The organism is Planococcus sp. TJ-307, assembly GCF_058268435.1.
In genome coordinates this window covers 25982-46657 of the sequence record NZ_JBZDOJ010000009.1, presented here as the reverse complement: position 1 = coordinate 46657, position 20676 = coordinate 25982, and the positions used below count along the sequence as shown (strand labels likewise).

17 protein-coding genes are annotated in these 20676 nt (G+C 36.2%); 7 read left to right on the top strand and 10 right to left on the bottom strand.

Annotation, left to right across the window (positions count from 1 at the left end; all coding sequences use genetic code 11):
• Window positions 1–85 precede the first annotated feature (85 nt).
• From AC4EHK_RS18470 to AC4EHK_RS18460, 3 genes are all read right to left on the bottom strand, one after another.
• Window positions 86–658, bottom strand: a complete 573-nt coding sequence (locus AC4EHK_RS18470) for a hypothetical protein (RefSeq protein WP_490980201.1) — start codon at window positions 656–658, stop codon at window positions 86–88.
• Between the two features lie 135 nt (window positions 659–793).
• A complete protein-coding gene (locus AC4EHK_RS18465; protein ID WP_490980200.1) occupies window positions 794–1156 on the bottom strand; it encodes a hypothetical protein in 363 nt (120 codons plus the stop codon).
• Between the two features lie 134 nt (window positions 1157–1290).
• A complete protein-coding gene (locus AC4EHK_RS18460) occupies window positions 1291–1701 on the bottom strand; it encodes a DUF4181 domain-containing protein (protein WP_490980199.1) in 411 nt (136 codons plus the stop codon).
• A 1022-nt stretch (window positions 1702–2723) separates the two neighbouring features.
• Between AC4EHK_RS18460 and AC4EHK_RS18455 the strand changes: the two genes are divergently transcribed.
• Together AC4EHK_RS18455 and AC4EHK_RS18450 are read left to right on the top strand one after the other, a co-directional pair.
• Window positions 2724–3428 carry a class I SAM-dependent methyltransferase gene (locus AC4EHK_RS18455; RefSeq protein ID WP_490980198.1) on the top strand — a complete coding sequence of 235 codons (705 nt, stop codon included), beginning with the start codon at window positions 2724–2726 and terminating at the stop codon, window positions 3426–3428.
• A gap of 493 nt (window positions 3429–3921) precedes the next feature.
• Window positions 3922–6771, top strand: a complete 2850-nt coding sequence (locus tag AC4EHK_RS18450; RefSeq protein WP_490980197.1) for an ATP-binding protein — start codon at window positions 3922–3924, stop codon at window positions 6769–6771.
• 120 nt (window positions 6772–6891) lie between these two features.
• On the opposite strand, the gene AC4EHK_RS18445 is transcribed toward AC4EHK_RS18450, so the two are convergent.
• The 5 genes from AC4EHK_RS18445 to AC4EHK_RS18425 form a co-directional block, all read right to left on the bottom strand.
• Window positions 6892–7248, bottom strand: a complete 357-nt coding sequence (locus AC4EHK_RS18445) for a response regulator transcription factor (RefSeq protein ID WP_490980196.1) — start codon at window positions 7246–7248, stop codon at window positions 6892–6894.
• A gap of 15 nt (window positions 7249–7263) precedes the next feature.
• Window positions 7264–8661: a glycosyltransferase family 2 protein gene (locus tag AC4EHK_RS18440; RefSeq protein ID WP_490980195.1), complete on the bottom strand. Its 1398-nt coding sequence runs from the start codon at window positions 8659–8661 to the stop codon at window positions 7264–7266.
• The gene (locus tag AC4EHK_RS18435; RefSeq protein WP_490980194.1) at window positions 8661–9713 is read right to left on the bottom strand and encodes a HEAT repeat domain-containing protein; all 1053 of its coding nucleotides are present in this window, start codon (window positions 9711–9713) and stop codon (window positions 8661–8663) included. Before AC4EHK_RS18435 ends, AC4EHK_RS18440 begins: the two co-directional genes overlap by 1 nt.
• The gene (locus tag AC4EHK_RS18430; RefSeq protein WP_490980193.1) at window positions 9710–11314 is read right to left on the bottom strand and encodes a diguanylate cyclase; all 1605 of its coding nucleotides are present in this window, start codon (window positions 11312–11314) and stop codon (window positions 9710–9712) included. Before AC4EHK_RS18430 ends, AC4EHK_RS18435 begins: the two co-directional genes overlap by 4 nt.
• A gap of 1728 nt (window positions 11315–13042) precedes the next feature.
• Complete coding sequence (locus AC4EHK_RS18425; protein ID WP_490980192.1) at window positions 13043–13528, bottom strand: plastocyanin/azurin family copper-binding protein; 486 nt, start codon at window positions 13526–13528, stop codon at window positions 13043–13045.
• 263 nt (window positions 13529–13791) lie between these two features.
• Here AC4EHK_RS18425 and AC4EHK_RS18420 point away from each other — a divergent pair, with 263 nt between their 5' ends.
• From AC4EHK_RS18420 to AC4EHK_RS18400, 5 genes are all read left to right on the top strand, one after another.
• Window positions 13792–15153 (top strand): copper amine oxidase, encoded by a 1362-nt coding sequence (locus tag AC4EHK_RS18420; protein WP_490980191.1) that lies wholly within the window; start codon window positions 13792–13794, stop codon window positions 15151–15153.
• Between the two features lie 1133 nt (window positions 15154–16286).
• The gene (locus AC4EHK_RS18415) at window positions 16287–16493 is read left to right on the top strand and encodes a hypothetical protein (protein WP_490980190.1); all 207 of its coding nucleotides are present in this window, start codon (window positions 16287–16289) and stop codon (window positions 16491–16493) included.
• A 309-nt stretch (window positions 16494–16802) separates the two neighbouring features.
• Window positions 16803–17213 carry a hypothetical protein gene (locus AC4EHK_RS18410; protein ID WP_490980189.1) on the top strand — a complete coding sequence of 137 codons (411 nt, stop codon included), beginning with the start codon at window positions 16803–16805 and terminating at the stop codon, window positions 17211–17213.
• A gap of 71 nt (window positions 17214–17284) precedes the next feature.
• A complete protein-coding gene (locus tag AC4EHK_RS18405; protein ID WP_490980188.1) occupies window positions 17285–17437 on the top strand; it encodes a hypothetical protein in 153 nt (50 codons plus the stop codon).
• Window positions 17424–17636 carry a hypothetical protein gene (locus tag AC4EHK_RS18400; RefSeq protein ID WP_490980187.1) on the top strand — a complete coding sequence of 71 codons (213 nt, stop codon included), beginning with the start codon at window positions 17424–17426 and terminating at the stop codon, window positions 17634–17636. The genes AC4EHK_RS18405 and AC4EHK_RS18400 overlap by 14 nt, the downstream gene beginning before the upstream one ends.
• A gap of 941 nt (window positions 17637–18577) precedes the next feature.
• Here AC4EHK_RS18400 and AC4EHK_RS18395 read toward each other — a convergent pair.
• A complete protein-coding gene (locus tag AC4EHK_RS18395) occupies window positions 18578–18838 on the bottom strand; it encodes a hypothetical protein (protein WP_490980186.1) in 261 nt (86 codons plus the stop codon).
• A gap of 142 nt (window positions 18839–18980) precedes the next feature.
• The gene (locus AC4EHK_RS18390; RefSeq protein ID WP_490980185.1) at window positions 18981–20672 is read right to left on the bottom strand and encodes a sensor domain-containing protein; all 1692 of its coding nucleotides are present in this window, start codon (window positions 20670–20672) and stop codon (window positions 18981–18983) included.
• Window positions 20673–20676 lie beyond the last annotated feature (4 nt).

Here is a 20676-nt window from a genome sequence, read left to right as displayed (position 1 = left end):
ACTTTTATCTCTTAAAATTCAATCAAAAGAAAGGACGATTTACAACCGGAAGAACCGGCTGTAAATCGTCCAGATAGGAAAATAATTAGAATTTAAAGAAAGTAGGCAATCCAACTTCTCGTAACAGATCGTTGAAGGAGTACTGATAATTTTCATCGATTTCGGAATTCTTTAAAGTTTTCCTGAGCTCAAAAAATAAGTGATTGTCGCTTGAAGGGAATGTATTTTCAAAACGATTCTCATTATCTAATTGGATTAAATTAACTAAGATCGCTTTGTATAAAAACGGGAACTCTTGCTGAATAGCTTCTCTGTCTCTCAAAAAAGCCTTTGCATAATCCTCAAATAAGTATACTTTGCCTTGGGATTCTGGAGAGCTCGATTCTCTGCTAAGTTCTTCGAGTGGAAGAAATACAAAAGCTGATTTCATCCACCAATTTCCCAAAGCTGCCGCAAAGACAAGGAGCGAATATTTTCTTATTTCACTATCTGGATGTGAAAAGTAGCGGTAATAATCAGCATAATTATCTGGATCCCAATTTTTGCCCGTATCAAAGTACCCTATCTCAATGCCATCTAAGATGTCTTTTGCTTTTTCGATTGTAGTTTTTATTGCCTTCACCCCTAACCGTAAATTTCTTCTTTGAACTATATCCATTCATTCCCACTAGGGTTTTATTTTTCTTTAAATCATACGTTTCAAGGTTTTATCTATTGAAAGTGAATGTAAGATAAGTGCAGATAAGTTACATTCAGTTTCATAACTTCTGCCAATATTCGTATGCTGTACTTCCTATTCGCTTGGCATATATCCAACAACCTTGCTTGTCTCAGCATCCACCAATATTTTAGGAGGAGCAACTACAGCATTTTCTATTTCCTCGAAGACAACGGCCAACGCTTCTTCTCCTTCATAAGACGAACCAAGTAATTCGTAGTCGCCATTTGCAGTCACTGTTGTGACTTTAGCATTCTGCCAGTTTTCTTTTTTGGCTGTATCGTTCCAACCGTTCTCGTCAATGAAGATCCAAGCAGCTTCTCTTGCCTTGTTATAATCATCCACTTCGCTTTGACTATCTGCATTTGAACTTTCGCAACCGACTAATAAAATAACCAAGAAAAATCCCAATACCAAATATAGAAATTTTTTCTCCACGATGTAGTGACCTCCTTTTATTATTGGGCGTAGAAGGACCAGATTAGTTTCATTTTACGGTCCTTAAGGGTTGAAATGCTTTCTTTTTTACTTTACTTGAATGTAACTTAATTCATATTAAGTTACATTCGATTTTAAGATATTAAGGAATTAAATAAATCAAATTGAATCGTTAAGATTAAAGCTATTACGATTAAAAACATTTCACTGATAGTTAAGATGATTTTCTTCGGATTCGGTGAGTATTTCCATTCAAAAACTGCCTGTACCGAGTGGTCCAATATCGTAAATATAATTATCGAAACTAAAAGAACGTTCATCGAGTATCCTTTAGAAACTAAAAGATAAAAGCAAATTATGTATGCAATAGCTGCTATTGCATTGATAGATAAATCAATTTTCAGATGCAATTTATTTACATAATTGAATGAAAAGAGCCCGTTTCCTTCACTCTTGATCTTAAATATTTTTCTTAACACTAGATTAACGAGAGAAACTATAAGAATTACGAATAAAAAAAATCCAATAAATTTTACCCAGACCATCTCTTACTTCCCCTCCTGTAGTTTAATAAAAATTCCTAGCATACTTTTTCATCGAATCTGAATGTAACTTAATTGCTATTAAGTTACATTCAAAAAGGCCAGGAAAAAAAGGAATCCCTTACCTGGCCTTTATCGTTATTCTGCATTACTCTTCAATTCTACTTTGTTCAGATGGCACTTTTTTACTTGGGTTTTTTATTCTCCAAAGGCAACAAATCGTTAGAAAAATATATAATATTGTAGTTAAAATAATAAAGATTTTATCTTGAGGATAGGAAAAGTCGCCATCCGTAAATATTTGAATGTAAATAATCCAAATCAGGATAATTTTAATCAGCTGATTCATGAGATTAGATTTAAACATTTCATGATCTCCTTCACTAGAAAATATTAATAATTTACTTGATATTGTATATACCATTTTTCTCCATAAAAGTTTCGCTTTTCTTAAAAAAAGAACTTCAAAGGGATTTTTCTACTCATTTTGAATGTAACATATCTCTAAGTAAGTTACATTCAGATCAAGTATTCTAATCGCTTCATTAAAAAACCTAACCAAACTATTTTCATCAGAAGAAATGATACATTCATACGATAGTTCCATAGTGTTATCGGAAGGGAAAAAGCTACATAAGCTTTCTCTCTTTCTTTACGTTTGAGAAAGTATACTTTTACGAATGCATTGAAGACTTGTTCATTCTTTTACGCTTAAGTGGTAAGGAAAAAAAGAATCCCATTTGTAACAATTGTAATAGTAGTATTGGAATTATATTTAGGGGCCATTACTATACCACAAGTATTATGCTTTTAAGCGACAGAATGATCTGTATGAGTATAGGGTTGTAAAGGAGCGTAAGTACAGTTAAAGGTGCTGTAAAAGCCGTGTAACGCTTTAAAACAGGTAGGAAGACACCCATAATTAAAGAGTGAATTAATGAAAATGTAACCTGCCAGAAACTTAATTATCTGGAATTATTAGTATGATTAAGTAATAAGAAAAAAGATAGAAAGAAGGGGTGTAGTTGAGAGAGACGATTCGCACGAACGAAGACATTTTGGATATGTTGGATTCATTATTAAGAGAGCCAACTGAGTTTTGGAATGCGTTCTATTCCGACCGGGAAAAAGGGATTCCGTTTTTTGTAAACAAACCAGACGAGAATTTAGTGGATTATTTTAACAAAGGGTTAATGAAGCCCGGAAACGTCTTGGAACTAGGAAGTGGGCCAGGTAGGAATGCCATTTATTTCGCTGATAAGAGCTGCCGTGTTGATGCGGTCGATTTATCCGAAGAATCAATTGAATGGGCAAAAGAGAGAGCGAACGAGCGAGGACTAGAAGTAAATTTCATACACAACAATATCTTCAATGTTCAAATAAGTGAAGGATCATACGACATTGTCTATGATTCTGGATGTTTTCATCATATTGCACCTCACCGGAGAAGCAACTACATTGAACTGGTATTGAAAGCCTTAAGACCAGGAGGTTACTTTGCCCTTACTTGTTTTGTAGAAGGTGGTGAGCTGGGTGGATCGGATATTACAGATTGGGAAGTTTACAGGCAGAAAAGCCTTAATGGTGGATTAGGTTTTACAGAAGAAAAGTTGCGTACCATTTTTGAAAGCTTAGAGGAAATTGAAATTCGAAAAATGATAGAAGCTGAAGAAATAGAAGAGGTTTTTGGTGTTTCGGCTTTATGGACAGCTTTGTTTAGAAAGAAATGAATCATTAAAATAATTTAGTTTACATATCAGTACTTTATCGGAAGTATCGACTGTTTTGCTAGTAAAAAGATAAAGAGAATGGTTTTCGTTTAAAGAGTGAAGCCACTCCTTTTTTCAAACAGACTCAAATCATAAGCTTTATTTGAAGGATTACGCATAAAGCTTATTCGCATATAAACCGTTGCTACTACTTTATAAGGAGCTCTATGTTTAAAACCTACTTGAATCTATCAACTAAAGGCGAGAAAATAATTAAGTGACTCAAATTTAAATTGTCTTATTCTCATTTTCCAGAAGCAAAATATAAATCTAAATTTAAAAGCACATAAATAAAAATTGAATTACAATATAGCTAGTAGAGATTATAGAACTGAATAAGGAAAGAGAAAGCAAGACGATTACAGAATTATTGTGTGATAGAAACATGATAGCAATAGTCAGCTTTTTCAGCTCTACGATCACTCAAAGGAAATCGGATCTAGGGGGGAAAAAAATGTGGAACTCATCAGAGAAAGGAATAAGATACAAGTATTTAAAATTGACAATTTCTTCACTATTTATTTTTTCATTGTTAATTTCAGGTATTTACTACTATATGAGTACTCAACAGCAGCAACAAATAACCAAATATACTGAGTTGGCTGAAAAACAGAGTACACTCAAAGAACTATCCCAGTCCTTGAACCAGCTATTTTTTCGAGCAAGGGGATTCTATTCTTTTCAAAATGAGAACGAACTGGAGCTTGCTTATGTTGAACTCGAAGATTTAAAAACTACAATTGATCGAATCAATGACTTGTCTTTAACTCCGGAGGAAGAAAGTTCAATTAGTAGTTTAAGTGACTTTATTGTCTCTTATGAAGAAGAAGTGTTTCCTAATTCGATTGCAGCCGTGCGTGCAGATGATTACAATAGGTTGCGTGAACTTTCAAGAAATGGCACCAATACGACAGTTAATGAATTTGTTACCTATGCAAATGAGTACGAAACAACTTCTGAAAATACCTTGCAACAATTGAATGAAGATATTTTGAAACAGTCAGAGAGATTTGCATTTACACTGGTAATTTTATTTATTCTTTTGTTTATTATTATTGCCCTCATTATATTACGGGCTTTAAACGACATTGTAAAACCGATAGAGAAAATGCGGAAATCAATAGAAGGATTTGTCAAAGGCGAACAAGTGTCATATAAGCCGCTTCAGCGGTCAGATGAATTAGGTGTTCTATCTATGACTTTTTACAGTATGATAAACACCATTAAAAAAACACAGGAAGAGCTTACTAGTCAAAACCATGCTTTAATGAAAAATAAAAATGATTTACAAGAAAAACAAGCGAAACTTGAAGAATCTCTCGAAGAAACTGGAGAAACAAAAGATCGCCTGATGCGATTCAACGACTTAAACCATATCCTGTCTTTTACACTTGATAAACAAAAACTAGCAGATGCGACGCTCCAGTTCTTTCATAACACTTATAAGATTGATAAAGGTTTGATTTGGATTCCTAAATCTGGAGAGTTTGCTTTAGAAGGATTTACTGAAAGCATGTTTACGCAATTTCAGGAAGTTCAAATTCCTTATCTTATGGAGCGTTTAAGAACTCGTGAGTCATTTACAACCAAACGAGAATCAATTTATGAAAAAGGCATTACTGTAGATACAGTCTATATTTATGATTTATATGCCACAGTTAAAAATGAAAATACAGATTACGTGGTAATCATTAGTTTGTCCCGAGTTGGTAGGCCTTTCTCAAGAGAAGAAGAACAAGACATTACTGGTCTACTGAATCGAATTCACTTAGCAATTGACCGGATTCAACTATATGATGTAGCTGTACACGAACGAACACTGAATGAACGCATAATCAATAACATCAATGAAGGAATTCAATTTATCTCGAAGAATGGTGATATGGTCCAGCACAATGAAACTATGTGTTCGATGTTGAATTGCGGAAATGTACCACTTGACTCTGTTGTCAGTCCAGAACAGTGGATTCAATCTATGTCTGAACAGACAACGATGCCAGAGCTAATGGAGAAATTTTTGCGGAAATGTATTGATGAGAATGATATTTCATCCAATACATTCCAATATACCGTGAAAGAACCATATGAACGAGTAATTGACGTATACAGCACCTCAGTAGTAGTTGATAAAGAGAAAACTGGGACCATCTTTGTCCATCGTGATGTGACGAGAGAGCATGAAGTTGACAAGATGAAATCTGAACTTGTCAGCACAGTTAGCCATGAATTGAGAACCCCTCTATCGAGTGTTCTTGGATTTACCGAGTTGCTGCTAAACAAACAGCTGAAACCGGAAAAGCAAGAGCGTTATTTGAAAACAATTTATAAAGAAGCGAAGCGATTAACAAACTTAATTAATGACTTTTTAGATCTTCAGCGCATGGAGTCAGGAAACCAAATATATCGCATGGCAAAAATTTCAATGAGTGAATTAATCATTGAAACGACTGAGAAGTTTCGTACACAAAGTCTGCATACCATTATCTTTATTGACAACGCTTCAGATGTCATGATCGAAGGAGATAGAGAACGTCTCACACAGGTGCTAACAAACTTGATAGGAAATGCTATTAAGTTTTCGCCAATGGGCGGAAATGTAACTATTTCGCTACAAAACGATTTAAATAATTTACATGTTTCCGTAAGAGATGAAGGGATTGGTATACCAGCTGAGGATATTCCAAAATTATTTTCGAAATTCCAACGAATTGACAATAGTTCGCGGAGAAAAATCGGTGGAACTGGGTTGGGACTCGCCATATGTCAAGAAATAATCCTTAAACATGACGGGAAGATTTGGATAGAGTCTCAAGAAGGACATGGTTCGGTTCTTCATTTTGAACTGTCCCTCTTATCTGAAACACAAACTTACACAAACCAAGAAGAGGTTGGAGAGAATCCGCCTGTAATGATTGTGGAAGATGATATGAGTCTTGCACTTCTACTATCGGAAGAATTAAAGCAGAGTGGATTTAAGGTGATTTTTCACACTTGTCCCAAAGAAGCATTTAATGAGGCTAAACGTACACCACTAGTTGGAGCCGTTGTCGATATCATGCTCGGAGAAGACTTGAGTGGTTGGGATCTTGTCGATATGATGAAAGAAGACATTTTAACAAAAGATATTCCCATTGTGATTTCCTCTGCCTTAGATCCAGTGGCAAATTTGAATAAAATAACAAAAATTAACCATTACTTAACAAAACCTTACGCGCCAACTGACTTATCTAAAGTGATGAAAAACCTGTTAGATGATAAGAAACATGATGGAGTGATTTTTTACCCTTTAAAAGGGACTGAATAGAAAGAATTTGAATAAGAAGTCGATATTTCTGTTTTCTTCTGACATGTTCTCATTAGAGAAAAACTATTAATAGATAAGTAAAAACGAACAGCTCTTTAAAAAAGGGCTGTTCGTTATTTATTACGAGACTACTATTTTTTCTACAAGTGTTAGCAGCTCGATGGGGCTGAATGGCTTAGACACGAAATAATCTGCTCCTTTTAATATTGCTTGTTCGCGATCAGCATCCTGTGCTTTAGCTGTCAACATTAAGACACGTGTAGAATTTTGATCTTTTCTTATTTCTTCTAAAACTTCGAGACCAGTCAAATAAGGCATCATATAATCCAATATAATCAAGTCATAGTCATTGTTTCTTATTTTTTGTAATGCTTCTTTTCCATCTTCTGCTTCGTCAATTTCAAATTCATCCTCAAGTGTATCAACAATTAGGATACGCAAAATGTCCTCGTCATCCGCCACTAATATTTTTTTCATATAGATACCTCCAATTCATGTTGAAATTCCTTTGCGTTTCATATCTCCCCAATCTGATTTTTTCTGAAAGGCCGCAAAAATACCTTGAACTCTCCATAGGACCATGAGCGGTCGGTACCAAAAGGCCTCCGTTAAAGCCCAAAAATAAAGCTTCATTAGATGCGATACCTTGGGGTATTTATGGAGTGTCAGTTCTTCTAATAATACAGCCAATGCCGAGATGAGTGAACCATAAAATATCGTTACTAGAAACAGAACCCCAACGATATTCGGATCAACAATAGAGAAGAAAAAACCACCAAAGATAAGGAAATAACCAAAAAATTCGAATACGGCGCCCAATAGTTCAATAAATAGAAAATAGGGCATTGAAAACATTCCAATGGCTCCGTACTTGGGGTTCAGCATCATTTTTCTGTGCGACCAGAGAGTTTCAAATAATCCACGCTGCCAGCGAATTCGCTGGGACCTTAAAACGCCAAGTGTTTCCGGTGCCTCTGTCCAACAAACAGGATCAGGAATATATTCGATACGTTGCTTGGACTTTTCTTCTTTTAAAAGTCGATGTAACCTTACAACTAATTCCATATCTTCTCCAACCGTATCCTTGTTGTAACCTCCCGTTTGGATTACACGCTCCTTGTTAAAAACACCAAAAGCACCTGACACAATTAATAAAATATTTAAATGACTCAGTGCCATCCGTCCAATTAAAAATGCTCGAAAGTACTCAACAACTTGCATAATCACGAGGGGATTGCGAGGCAGCCCTATTTCTTCTACTTTACTCCTAGAAATAGTTGAACCATTAGCTATTCGGACAGACCCTCCTGTTACGATGATTTGACCATCAGACTCGATTATTGGCTTCATAGTCTTCAAAAGGCCATCATTTTCCAAAATTGAATCTCCATCAATCGCACAAAAGTACGGATAAGAAGCTAAATTGACTCCTGCATTCAGTGCGTCAGCTTTTCCTCCATTTGCTTTTTTTATTAAACGAATATAAGGAAAGATGGTGGACTGATAAATGGCTTCGACTTCTGCCGTTTCTATATGGGTTCGGACGGCAAATGGAATACGAACCATGGTAAATGCCTCAATCATACGTTGAGCTGTTTCATCTTTTGAACCGTCATCAATAACAATTACTTCTTTTTCTGGGTATTCGAGTGCTAGTAGTGATCGGACCGTGCTGACAATACCAACTTCTTCGTTATAAGCCGGAACCAAAATAGAAACGGGATACGTATTTTGGTTTCTCAGGAAGTCTTCTGTTGATTCTCTTCGATCAAGTTTATCCTCTTTTTTTACTTTGCGAAACGCCAGTAAAAAAAGACCCAAATAGCTTAAGCTTGAAAAAAGCATATAAGCGATAATAATATAAGAAGAAATCTCAAAAAATAAATTCATCAGTCTTCACTTCCTAATAACGATGATCTCCATTGGTTTGCCATATCTCTGGCAAATTGATCTGGATGATTCGACGAAAGGTGAGTAATCAAAATATCCCCATCTGAAAATTGAGTTAAAGCTTCAGCAGATGAATAGCGGACCCACCAATGAGAATCACCGAGTAGTTCACTCAGTACTTCTTTATATCGAGATAATTGAAGTTTGCCGGCAATTCGAGAGGCAAACATTCTTTCTTGCCATGATATAGAGCGAAAAAATGGCATTAATAAACCGGGATCAGTTATAAACTGTAAATATAAAATAGATTTTAGTGCTTGAATCCGTATTTCACTGTCTTCACTTTTTAATTCACTCTCAACTTGTGGAAGAAATACAGATAATCCTGCTATACCGATATAAGAAATGGCAGCGCGTTTTAGAGTTTCATTTCCACCTTTGTTTTCTAAAGCGCTCTCTATTTCTTTAAGCATTGTCTGTTCTTTAAGACGTTTGAACACATCAATGTATAGACGGGGAGAGGCATCTGAATAAGTTGTTAGAATGGAAATTGTTACCACTTCATTTAAAGAGGCAAGAGTACGAATAAGCTGTTGAGTTTCTTGATCCAATCGCGACATTTTGTGAAGTCTTTCTTTTAATAAAGGTGTCAGAGACTCCATCTGGAAATCTTCTACAAAATACATAGTATTCATGCGAATGGCCCAGCTTTTCCATAAGAGTTGTTCGGTATATCTCTTCGTTAAAAAATCTTCCGATAGTTTTGTGATCAAAGTGGAGCTGTCAGTGCTTTTACTAAATGATACATAGTCATTTAGTAAACGTTCTAACACAACTTCTCGTTGTGATATGCTACGAATTTCATGGACAAAGTCTTCTTCAGATGAGTTCACCATATATGAACTAAATGAATCAGTTAATGCATCATACTGTTCATTGATCGTCCGTTCTTTAATAGCTAAATTTCTTTTGCGCCATGCCAAAATCAATAAAAGAGATAGTTGGCCAAGAAATAGACCTGCATTTAACATCCAAAAAAAAGAAATATTCAATTGAACATCCTCATAGTAAGCCTTTGAACGCGAGCTACAATTTCTTGTGCATAAAAAGGTTTAACAATATAATCATCAGCGCCACTCTTTAAAGCTAAAACCACATCTGATTCATTGTTGCGTGATGTCAGCATGGAAATGACAATACTTTCATGAGGGTAGTTGTTTCTGACATAATGTAAAACTTCCAAACCATCCATTTTGGGCATAATGCCATCGAGCAGGATCATATAGTTCTCACCAGGTTTATACCATTGGGATTCTACAAAACTTGCACCATCTGAATATTCCGTAATATAGATGTCAAAATCTTTTGGTTTCCAATTGGAGAACTGCTTTGCAACTAGCTTTCTTACTAGTGAATCGTCATCAATAATAATGATAGTAAGGTGGCGTCTTATCTCATTATTAGCATGCTTGTATATAACGGATTGATTTCGACCACTTTTTTTTGCTTGATACAAAGCCTGATCAGCCTTGTTTACCAAATTATCTTCTTTTAAACGGTATTCACCGATTCCAGCCGAAAAAGTAACATGAAATGGATCGAAGGTGTCAATAGTAAAAGTAACTTCAGTCAAAGCTGCACGAATTCTTTCAATTAAAATTATAGAGAAATCAGCTCTTGTATCTGGAAGAACTAATGCAAATTCTTCGCCACCATATCTAAAGAAATGATCTGAACCGCGTTTCATCTCTAGCAGTAGTTTACTGAACGTTCGTAGAACTTCATCACCTGCAGAGTGTCCATACTTATCATTCACATTTTTAAAGTGGTCTAAATCAAGCAACACTAGCGTGAAAGGCTTTTTTGTTCTTTCTGCTAAAGATGTCATTTGATCTAAAACATTATTAAAGTATTTTCGATTGCCGGCTCCAGTTAGTTCATCATAAAGTATTCCTTGCGAAATTGCTTTTTGATTTCTTAACCGATTCGTTACATAGGGAATAAAGAAAGGTATGTTTAAAGGTTTAGCAAGAAAATCGGTTGCTCCAATTTCCATCGTACGAATTTGATTTTCAATTCGATCATCTGCACTAATGACGGCAATCGGAAGATAACTATTTTTAGCTACATCTGAAATTCGAGAAACTAAATCAAATCCTTCAACATCCGGTAAATGTAAATCTATAATAATCATTTGCGGTTGCAAGGTGTAGAAAAATTCCATTCCTTTTTTTCCGTTAAGCGCAATAACTACAGGGATGCCTTGCTCCTCCAGTGTTTCTTTTATCGAAGATGCAAACCCCATATCCGCATCAATAACCAAGACAAATGCCTCTTTTAATGTAACACTCTGCTCTGACCTTTCTGATATATCTGTGCTGGGAGCCTCTGATATAAAAAACGTCTTCAATTCAGAAATGAAGATTTCCAGCGAATCTTTGGGCAGTAAAGTAGTACTATTTTCTGTAAAAAAATCTAGTTGAGTACCGCAAAACTTCGACAATTCCATCATTCCAATTGTTCCTGCGGTTCCTTTCATTGTATGTAAGAAACGATAAATTTCATATTCTGGAATTAACTCTTGCTCTTCCCATTTAGAGAAATCTTGATTCATTCGATTAGCAAGCATTACTTTATAGTTTGTTGTTGACAATATCATTCACCTTCTTTAATAAGTATTTAGATGATGCTATTATACTATAAGTTTTTTCGGATGCGCACTGATAAGCCAAAATCTGTAAAGATATATTATTTTGGTAATTTTTATACTGTTAAATCCAAAAGGATATTCTAGCTATTTATGATGCGCCTGAGAGAAAAACTAAATGAATTTTTAAAATATTTTTTAAGTAAATAAATATTTCTCTAGAGTAAAACACAGCCTCTCTTGAAATTTTCATCCACTTATATACGGACTTAAATGAAGATTTTAGGATAGAAGGTAGAGAATCTTTATTTTTAAATATAAAAATGGAAAAGACGAAGCAATCTAAGCTGAGAAAATATTCCCTAGACTAGCTTTTTTTGCTTTTTAATTTTGAATATTATGAATATATATAGAAGTGTTTTTTCTTTATTAACTTACAACTACTTTGATTTAGGAGTAAGTTTCTGAATCTGCTAAGACTGCACATACAATAATGGGAAATAGTATGATCAATTTCCCGGTTTAGGAGTATAAAACTTTGTAAGATTACTATTCTAAGTGTTATAAAGTGATGATATACGGGATTTATCCTGAAGGCCGGAAAAAACTCATGTTAGTAAACCTATTGAGTGAAATAGAAATGACTTATGATATTCCTATACAAATTAGTTCGAAATGGGAACAAGAAAATAAAGAAGGAATTACCCTTTATCGAAAAATTTCTACTGATAAACATCTTTAGCATTTATTTAGCCATTGGTAAAATTATGCTTTTACGAAGGGTTTTATATACATAACTTAATGTTGGAGTATTTTTGGACAATATAACTTTTATATTAATTTGATGAATAGCATTTTAAAGAAGGACGAATATTTTAAAGACAGCTGGACCTTCTACTGTAGAAGGTCCAGCTGTCTTTAGGAAATTTATGTATTTACTAATGGGTGCGCAATAATTTCTTGTGTATTATCATGTATTAAACGAACTTTCCAAGCATAGAAGACAAGAACTGCAAATTAAATCGCATTTTCAAACACAATGCGACTTGTTTCTCTTACATTCTCTTCGCCTAGTCTCTTGGCTAAAATCTGGCAATCTAATGCTAAAGCTACACGAGAATACACTATCTGGCCAAAACTATTAAACCGCAAGTTTAAACAAGATGAATCTGATAAGGTATTCGTGACCGATATCACCTACCTGCTAAATCAATCAGGACAAATAGCGTATCTCTCCGCCGTGAAAGATGGCGCTACCCGTGAAATCGTCGCCTATGAAGTCACAAAAACGCTTACGATGAAGACTGTTTACTTCACGTTAAAGAAACTGATGGAATCGTTGGATGGAAATCTTCACCAGAAGCGATGATTCATTCCGATCAAGGCTTCCGCTATACTAATTCCGAATACTAGCAACGCGTGAAGGAAATGGAATTGACCTAGTCGATGTCCTACTGGAGCAATTGTATTGAATCGTTTTTTGTCACTTTAAAGATGATGTTGATTTCAAACAAGCAACTATCCTTACCGAATTAAAGAAGCTATTGGATAAGTACATGGGGGATTACAACGGAACATGCAATTAATGGAATCTAAAAAAGATGACTCCGGTATTGTGCGGTAGTCATCTGATCACAGTCTAGCTGCAGGGTGCTTTTATTAACCTGTCCATTAAACAGGGCTCAGTTCAATTTCAATATACCGAGCTGCTTTTGTTTTATTTAGGATAGTTGCTTATTTAATCGCCACATTATGCTGAACCTGGTCCTGATTGGTCCACACGATCGTTGTGCCTGCGGCAACAGTGATGGTTTCTTCCCCAAATTCATAATCGGCAATATCTACGGCAACTTCACCTGTTTGTTCTGCGCCTTCTTCCACAATGACAGTCATTTTCATGACCGGATGGGGCTCGCAAAAGATTGAAAACTCACCCGCTTCATTAAACACGAAACTGGTCATCTCACTATTGGACAATAAAGCAGAGGCAGCACCGCTTTCAGCTTCAGGTGCACTTTCTTCCACAGGCTCCTCTTCCGTTTCTTCTTCCGTTTCCTCTGAAGTTGTTTCTTCTTCAGTACTTGTTTCTTCCTCAGCAGTGCTTTCCTGTTCTGCAACTTCTTCTTCAGTATTCTCATTGGCTGTCGACTGCTCTTCTCCACAAGCTGCCAGCGACAGAATTCCAGCGGCAAGTACTAATCCGAACTTTTTGTTGACCATTGATTTTCTCCTCCTTTTTTAATCCTTTCTAATAGAACGTATGCAGCGTTAAATTAGATTACTTTCTACAAATCATTCTTTTAAAAGAAACGGAAACGGTTCTTATCTACCTACTCACGATAAATAAAAAAAATACAGTAGGGGAATGCTGGATTATTTTTCTTAAAAATTGGAAAAAATATTTTAATTCTAAATAAAGTGATCTAAGTGAATTGTTTCTACGTTATGACTGTATAACAAAAAGAAAAAGGGAGCGATTACTTATGAAATTAAACAAATGTCTTTTAGCACTTCCACTATCATTAGCCTTATTGGTACCAACGGCGGCATTGGCAGACAGCCATGGCCATTCAACTCCAGCAAGCGAAACGGCGATGGAGTCAAGCACGGCGACACCGGCAGCGGAATTACGCATTGCCCTTGATACGGTATTAACGGAACACGCATTTTTAGCGGTTGAAACCATGCGCAAAGGCGCAGATGGAGCGGAAGATTTTGATCAAGCTTCTGCAGCTCTTCTAGCGAACTCCGATGACCTGGCAGCAGCCGTGACTTCAGTCTACGGTGAAGAAGGCGGAGCAGCATTCCTTGAAGTTTGGAATTCTCATATCGGCTATTTCGTGGATTATGTCGTGGCAACTGGTGAAGATAACCAAGAAGCGAAAGACCAGGCGTTAGCTGCTTTAGAAGAATACAAAGTTGAACAATCGGCATTCTTCGATACAGCAACAGAAGGACTTCTGCCAGCAGCAGCGGTTCAAGAAGGACTGGATGTGCACGTGGATCAGCTGATTTCAGCTTTTGATGCGTATGTAGCAGGCGACTTTGAAAAAGCTTACACAGACGAACGCGAATCGATTCACCACATGAGCATGTTCGCAGAAAGCTTGTCGATTGCGATCACTACGCAATTCCCAGAGAAGTTCGAAAACACGAACCCGGATACACCGGCAGTAGATTTGCGCGCGTCATTGAATGCAATCTTCACTGAGCACGCTGGACTTGCCGCAATGGCGATGCAAGACGGTGCTGACGGCGCAGAAAGCTTTGACCAAGCATCAGCTGCACTTTTAGCCAATGCGGATGATTTGTCTGCAGCAGTTGGATCTGTCTACGGCGAAGAAGCTGGGGCACAATTCTCTGAAATCTGGAACTCTCACATCGGCTACTTTGTGGATTATGTCGTGGCAACTGGTGAAGAAAATACAGAAGCACAGGACCAAGCAAAAGCTGATTTGGATAGCTACATCGTGGAACAAGCAGCATTGCTTGACGCAGCAACAGAAGGACGCGTTCCTGCGGATGCATTAGAAGAAGGATTGACAGCACACGTAGACCAATTGCTAGTAGCATTTGATTCGTACGTAGCGGGTGATTATGAAACAGCATACAGCTCGATCCGTGAAGCTTATGCACATATGACAATGCCTGCAGCTGGATTATCAGCGGCAATCGTTGACCAATTCCCAGAAGAATTCGGTGCAACAGAAATGCCATCTGAAATGCCTGCAACAGGTATGGGCGGCACAGCAGATACAGGATCGTTCCCATTCATGTGGGTACTGGCTGGCTTAATGCTTGCAGCTCTTACGACTGTAGTAGCTGTTCACACACGCAAACAGTAAGATTTGTGGACGCTAATGAAAAGCTAGCCTTAATCGGCTAGCTTTTTGTTATTACTAGAAAAAGTAGGGGCAATTGGTATTTCCATTTCTTTTGGCTACGAAACTAAGTACGATGAAAAATGTAAAATTGAAGAGATTTTCAAAAAAGCAGATAAAAACATGTATAACAACAAACATTTGAAAATCGTAAAAAAAGAACAACCATAATTATTCAATGATACCCACAAGTTTAATAAACAAAAAAGTTTATATTGATCAATAGATGACTATTAGAAGTAGAAAAGGAGTAGGGAAAATTTCTTCTTTCTTTTTCTCCTTTCCTCCCCACTCTCTTTTATGGTTTAAGTATTTCGCTTTTGAAATATCAGCTATTATTAACAATAACCGTGCAAGAGTTCCTTTTACCTTCTGATTACAAAATCAATTTTATAGTTTAGTCTTTCAACACATAAGAACACTCCCGCATAACTATTCTTTAAAATCAAGTGAAGTAAGAAGCTAAATAGATACCCCCTAATTGAAGATATTTTGAGAATGTATACAATCGAAAGGTTACTTTTAAAAATTATACATTGCTCAACCTTTACTTTCTTTCTTCATAGGTATAGGATTGCAGTAAGTTTGAACTACAAAAAAATACTAAATGAAAAAATTTACGAGCTGGACTTTGAATTCAAGCAAAAGTTCAACTATAAAAAGGTAATCTCAATGTTTCTTCAAAGTGATAACTTTCACTAATATACTGAAGTACATGCTTGATGCGTTTGCGAAATCGTCCTTCGTCTTTGTACATATACTAGTTTGCGCTATAGAAAAAGAGTAACTGTCGTCGTCAATGAGTATAAACGATGAACATTGTGTATCGAAAATTGATTATCAAGAGACATATCTATATGACTTATTCATGTTTTTAATTTACTGAATTTTTAAAATTATTTAAGTGAGAAAAGTTACAGCTATAAAATTCTAATCGGAATAGACTAGAAAAAATAAGGGGAAGTTGTCCATTATTGTTCTTTACGGCAGTTGAAGATTCATTGGCATACACAGCAAACAAAATCAGTAGATTGATCAATGCTGAAGTGAAGGAAACATCGGGAATATGGAGTTTTACCATAAAGAGAAAAGTTAATTTGGAGAACAGTACATCGGGATATTGCTGTTCATTAGATATGGTTGTCTCCTTTTATGAACTTCAAGAGAAGGGACCTTCAGTAAATATGGCAGAAGTTTTTCTACTGGGTGAAGAAGTTTCCATTTTTACTGAAGCATTCCGGCAAAACACACTCTTATTTACCCCTACCTACTTGCAGGAAATGACCATGGGACATGGAATCTGACTCATAGATATTGAATCTTTTGAACATGTGTACCACTTTGTTAAGCGCTTGTTACGAGCGCTTAGTATTCTGAAAAAACAAGTTCAAGTAATCTCAAGAACTTCTGGATTGGCTTAATGAACTATATAAAAATAATTTTAAAATATTGGAGATATCCTTATCGTGGGAAATTCTAAAAGAATGTCACTTTGAACTGGAGGTAACTATAGTTGTGGGGAAGGATGATTTTAACTTTCTAAAAGTTTATTCAAAATGATGAAATTCCATTAGATTCTTCGAAGAAAAGCAAACAAAAGGAGAAAACAGATAATGGCATATAAGCGGTTAATTCCTGAGAAGTCCGTCTCTTATTTTTTTCTGAAGTCAAAGGATGAGTACATCGAAGATGGATTAATTTCTGTTACGTTATTTGCTAGATTGACACGTCAAATCACTTCGTTCACTGGAAGGAAGATTCAGATTCAAGTTGAAACATTCTGGGTTCAAATCAACGATATTCGAATGGCCTACTTAACAGAAAAAGTGAAGGAATTGCCAAATTGTATAGAAAAATACGAAATATCAGAACCGGTTTTTCAGCATTTACTTAAGCTATCTGAAAGTTGTCCAAATGAACTGCAAATTCTCATCCCAGTTTACCTGAAAGCTAATCGAGAAATGTTTCTTACTTGCCAAGAATTGGATGATGCCTGGAAAGCGTCTGAAAAAGAACGACGATAAGAAGCTACAAATCGAAACGATGATATTTAAAAGCTTATTTCATCCATACTCGATACAAGGAGGAATAGATTATGAGTAAAAATCAGCCTGTAAAAGCTACAGACCGTTCTAAATGTGAGGGTTGTAAGTACCGGGAATATCTTTCCGGATACAAATTATATAAGGAATTCAAGAAAAAGTGTGAAGTTAATGCAGATGAGGAAAACCCTGATGTCTTCCAGTAAATATTTGGCCAGTTTCAAAGATGATGACGTCTACACGATGCTTTATCTATACCATAACAAGGGCAAATCGTTGGAAACATTAGAACGCCAATTTTCTATTGGAGAAGACGCGCTTTTAGGTTTTTTGGAAGGACGTTATCGAACTGATTGCTACAAGAGTTTCAAAATCGTCAATAAAATGCTTCGAGATAGAAAATAGATTTAAAATTACCAATATAGAAAATTAAAATAAGTGCTGATAAAGTCAGTTAGTAAACTGAACCTCAAGAAAGCCCAAGATTAACTATTTACATTCTAGAGAAAAAGATATGTTTATTTCAAGTTATCCAGTTGCTCTTAAGATTTTTCCTTAAAGATAAGGAGGAATTAAAATGGGTTTTTAAAAAAAGTCTTGTTGCGTTATGATCCAGTCTTTGCTTCATGCGATTTAGCCTGTATGAAACAATTGGAGAGTCTATTGCAACTTAAGGAACGGCATTGTTATATCGATGTTAAATGCTATCCCGTTTATATCATGAAATGCCCTCAATCTTCTTCGGGTTCAGTTAAGCAATGGATAATTGATGAAGAGTTTACTTGCGATTCATCTAAAGAAGACCATTCCTATCATTGAAAAAGGGTTACTCAGAAAAACTAGAAGGAATGGGAAATCGGGTATCTCCTTTCTATAAGAATTGAAGAAGATTAGCGTAAGCATCCAGCTAACATATGAGGAATTATTAGAAGTCCCGACATCAAATAAAAGAGTAAACTGGTTCAATCTAAAAGAGTCCGGCAAAGCGAGCACTTTGGAAGTGCCGGTATGCCAGGCTCTTTTAGGTTGGAAAAAAACCTGTTCTTCATTTCATTTAGCTTAATCACTCTTCAGCCATCTTATAAATCTTTTCTGTATCGCGTTTCCGAATGGCTGCAATTTAAATTACTTGGATGGTTCCCTCGGCTTCTCTGAAAATAATCCGAAGACCCATCTTCTTATTTTTAGATTATTGCATAGCGCCAAATTACCAAGAAGGGATTGACCCGCTTCTATTTCTCTCAATTTGATTCGGTACAGCGTTTTAATAAAAAAATCTTTAGACTGCCATCAAGTTGTTCATAATCTTCCTTTGAATACTGTGTCCATTCAGGTTTATACAATGGTTATTCCCATCCGTCTTCTTCATCAACAACAGGGAATTTAGTTTTTATCGCACCACGAACTTCCACATCTAAAAAAGTAGATCCATTTTTTGTAAGTAGCCGTTTTTCAGCCATTAAATCAGCCAGCTGATCGTAAAGTTCTTCTATTTCTTTGTTCAAGGACTCATATTGTTTTTGGGTAACCATCACACCGACAATCTTTTCACGATTGAAGACATACACGCCAGAATTTTCTTGATTGGCCTTCTGAAAAGCTTCCATTAATGACCGTTTGACATTATAAATTGAAGTTGTGAGGACATCAAGTATTCTCATCGCCTGAATTGAAACATTTCTAGAATAAGACAATGAGTATTTAAGAAGTTGCGTGAAAGACAATCAGCACACAAAGTCATAGAACTAATTAAAGGAGTTGAAAGCGGTACGTACCTCTCCCGGCTTGTTTGGCTTCATACATGGCAAGATCGGCACGTTTCAATAGGGAAGAAGGCGTTTCGTCTGCCAAAGGAACGAAAACCATTCCCATGCTCGCATTGATGTTTAATTCATGTTCCATAATTTCCCATGAAGTACCAATGGATATTTGGAGATTCTGTGCCATCTCTTCTGCTTGTTCTTTTGTTTTAACGCTAGGCAACAGCAGTACAAATTCATCTCCACCTAGACGCCCTGCAACATCTCGCTCGCCAAGATTCTGGCTCAATCGCTTGCCAAACTCCTCAATGACGGCATCACCTACTTCATGTCCCAGTTGATCATTGATTTCTTTAAAGTGATCAATGTCGAGTAGAGCTACGGCCAATGTTCCATTGTTTTCCTGCAGAGCAGCAATTTCTTCGGAAAGTCGTTGTTTGATGAAACGTCGATTGGGCAAGCCCGTCAGCGAATCGTGATAGGCATAATAGTGCAGTTTGATTTCGTGTTCTTTTTGCAACGAGATATCCCGTGTAATCGTCAACATATGAATAAACTGATCATGTTCATTAAATATTGGCGTACCTTGCAATTCTGACCAGAGCCAGCCTTTTGTCTTATGTTCAATCCGCAGTTCAATTACATAGTTCTTCGCTTCTTTGACTGCTTGTGAATAAATGTCCTTCACAAGCGAAATATCTTCAGAATGGACGTTATGAAAAGGGGGATTTTCAAGATATTCTTCGGCATCAAAGCCATAAACGCCTTTAATAGAAGGAGAAACATATAAAATTTCTCCTTGATAATCCATTAACACAATGACATCATGGGCGTTTTCTGCAATAATTCGAAAACGGTTTTCACTTTCAGCGTATTGGTTAAGCAATTGATTGATTTCTCTTATGTCTTTTAAAATTGCATATATTCCTACCACTTGATTTTTCACCTCGATAGGTACAAGGTGCATAGCAACACCAATTGAAAGTTTTGCTTTGTTGGTGATTTTTATTTGACACTTTTGAGAAATTCCAGTCAATGCTGGGTGATAATGATTCTGTAGTAATTCTCTATCGGTTGGAGAAATGAGTGTATAGAATTCCATGCCAATCAAAGCTTCTACCGGATAGCCAGTCAATTCTTCTACAGTCGGGTTTCCTGATAAAATTTTTCCATTTGTATCCAAGCAAAAAATAGAATCTGCATTGTTTTCATACAACGATCGGTACCGTGACCTGCTTTCCTCAATTCGTTTCCAGGCCTCTTTGCTTTCCATCTTTGCGACTCGTTCGGGAGTCTTATCTTTTACAATCCCGATGATATGAGTGCAATTTCCACCTTCATCAAAGAGTGGAGTTAAAGTAGATTCAGAGTAGTGGCATTCACCAGTCAATGAAGTATAAGAATCTTCAAAGATGACTTCTTCTTTCGTAGTCAGTACCTCTCTGTATTTGTTGATCAATAAATCTGCCAGTGGCTTGTCATGCACTTCCAAAAAAGTTTTTCCTATATCCGCTAGTGTCAGGTTTGTTTTATCAAGTATGATTTGGTTAAAATATGCGTATCTCAGAACTAAGTCGTTTTCGTTATATACAATAAAGACCATATCTTTTATAGCAGTGAATAAAACTTTGTCAAAGAGAAGTGCTTTAATTGTCTCCACGGTTGCATGTCCTTTCTCCATTGAC

What these genes read in the sequence shown, in the direction of transcription:
- AC4EHK_RS18470 (WP_490980201.1), bottom strand. Translation starts at nt 658, where the DNA reads ATGGATATAGTTCAAAGAAGAAATTTACGGTTAGGGGTGAAGGCAATA.
- AC4EHK_RS18460 (WP_490980199.1), bottom strand. Translation starts at nt 1,701, where the DNA reads ATGGTCTGGGTAAAATTTATTGGATTTTTTTTATTCGTAATTCTTATA.
- AC4EHK_RS18450 (WP_490980197.1), top strand. Translation starts at nt 3,922, where the DNA reads ATGTGGAACTCATCAGAGAAAGGAATAAGATACAAGTATTTAAAATTG.
- AC4EHK_RS18445 (WP_490980196.1), bottom strand. Translation starts at nt 7,248, where the DNA reads ATGAAAAAAATATTAGTGGCGGATGACGAGGACATTTTGCGTATCCTA.
- AC4EHK_RS18440 (WP_490980195.1), bottom strand. Translation starts at nt 8,661, where the DNA reads ATGAATTTATTTTTTGAGATTTCTTCTTATATTATTATCGCTTATATG.
- AC4EHK_RS18425 (WP_490980192.1), bottom strand. Translation starts at nt 13,528, where the DNA reads ATGGTCAACAAAAAGTTCGGATTAGTACTTGCCGCTGGAATTCTGTCG.
- AC4EHK_RS18420 (WP_490980191.1), top strand. Translation starts at nt 13,792, where the DNA reads ATGAAATTAAACAAATGTCTTTTAGCACTTCCACTATCATTAGCCTTA.
- AC4EHK_RS18410 (WP_490980189.1), top strand. Translation starts at nt 16,803, where the DNA reads ATGGCATATAAGCGGTTAATTCCTGAGAAGTCCGTCTCTTATTTTTTT.
- AC4EHK_RS18405 (WP_490980188.1), top strand. Translation starts at nt 17,285, where the DNA reads ATGAGTAAAAATCAGCCTGTAAAAGCTACAGACCGTTCTAAATGTGAG.
- AC4EHK_RS18400 (WP_490980187.1), top strand. Translation starts at nt 17,424, where the DNA reads ATGTCTTCCAGTAAATATTTGGCCAGTTTCAAAGATGATGACGTCTAC.
- AC4EHK_RS18395 (WP_490980186.1), bottom strand. Translation starts at nt 18,838, where the DNA reads ATGGAAGCTTTTCAGAAGGCCAATCAAGAAAATTCTGGCGTGTATGTC.
- AC4EHK_RS18390 (WP_490980185.1), bottom strand. Translation starts at nt 20,672, where the DNA reads ATGGAGAAAGGACATGCAACCGTGGAGACAATTAAAGCACTTCTCTTT.